The organism is Embleya sp. NPDC020630 (assembly GCF_044334985.1).
Classification (GTDB): Bacteria; Actinomycetota; Actinomycetes; order Streptomycetales; family Streptomycetaceae; genus Embleya.
This window is the reverse complement of the sequence record NZ_JBIRUB010000060.1, coordinates 1-1,288: the sequence shown is the minus strand read 5'-3', so window position 1 is coordinate 1,288 and position 1,288 is coordinate 1. Positions and strand designations below refer to the sequence as shown.

Annotated in this window: 1 protein-coding gene; it reads left to right on the top strand. The window is 67.5% G+C overall.

The window, feature by feature from the left end:
- The first annotated feature begins 57 nt into the window (after positions 1 to 57).
- The gene (locus ACH4XV_RS48465; RefSeq protein ID WP_395801040.1) at positions 58 to 1,224 is read left to right on the top strand and encodes an IS701 family transposase; all 1,167 of its coding nucleotides are present in this window, start codon (positions 58 to 60) and stop codon (positions 1,222 to 1,224) included.
- The last annotated feature ends 64 nt before the right edge of the window (positions 1,225 to 1,288 follow it).

Genomic DNA, 1,288 nt, shown 5'->3' with positions numbered 1-1,288 from the left:
CTAGTACTGCAATTGCGTTTGCCGTGACTTCTGGGCCTGGTGGTCGTTGTTCAGGTCATGGGTGGGGACCTTGGTGTGGGTGATGTGCGGCGATGGGTGGCGGGGTTGGAGGAGGTGCACGAGCGTTTCGTGCACCGTTTCCAGCGGACGGAACCGCGGGAGTCGGCGTTGGCCTACATGCGTGGGTTGGTGTCCTCGTTGGAACGCAAGAACGGGTGGACGGTGGCCGAACAGGCCGGTCACGATCGCCCGGATCGTCTCCAACGGCTGTTGAACACGTGCGATTGGGAGGCGGACGAAGTCCGCGACGACGTCCGGGAGTTCGTGGTCGAGTCCCTCGGCGACCGGCAAGCGGTCCTGGTCGTCGACGACACCGGTTTCCTGAAGAAGGGAACGAGTTCGGCGGGGGTTCAACGCCAGTACACCGGTACTGCGGGTCGGATCGAGAACAGCCAGGTCGGCACGTTCCTGGCCTACGCCACCGACGCCGGGCACACCCTGATCGACCGGGAGTTGTACCTTCCCGCGTCCTGGACCGACGACCGGGACCGCTGCCGGGCCGCCGGGATCGGGGACGAGGTGGCGTTCGCGACCAAGGTCCAACACGCCAAAGCCATGATCGAACGAGCCCTCGCCGCGCGGGTCCCGTTCGCATGGCTGACCGCCGACGAGGCATACGGCCAGGTCAAGGGCCTGCGGTACTGGTTGGAACAACACGGCGTGTTCCACGTTCTCGCGACCCGCCGCAACGACACCGTGGTCACCACCCGGCGCATGGACCACCCTGTCGACGAACTGGTCGCCGGCCTTCCCCGGCAGGCGTGGAAACGCAGGTCGTGCGGACGTGGAGCGCACGGCGAGCGCGTCTACGACTGGGCCCGGGCACCGATCCGGCCGTGGCGCGAGGACGGCGTCGAGCACTGGGTCCTCGCCCGCCGCAGCCTCACGGACCCGACCGAGATCGCCTATTACGTGTGTTTCGCACCCGAGGGCACCACCCTCGACGGACTCCTGGCCGTCGCCGGACGGCGGTGGACGATCGAGGAGTGCTTCCAGAGCGCGAAGAACGAGTGCGGCCTCGACCAGTACCAGGTCCGCAAGTATCACGCCTGGTACCGGCACATCACCCTCGCGATGGCCGCCCACGCCCACCTGACCGTCCTTCGCGCCCGAGAACTCCAAAAGGGGGGTCCGCGCCCGACGAACCGCAACTCGTCCCTTTGAGCCTGCCCGAGATCCGCCGCCTGATCGCCCGTCTCGCCGACCTGCGACCGGCCCCGATCACCCA

Excerpts from the sequence above, each read along its gene's own strand:
- ACH4XV_RS48465 (WP_395801040.1), top strand. The coding sequence starts at position 58 with ATGGGTGGGGACCTTGGTGTGGGTGATGTGCGGCGATGGGTGGCGGGG.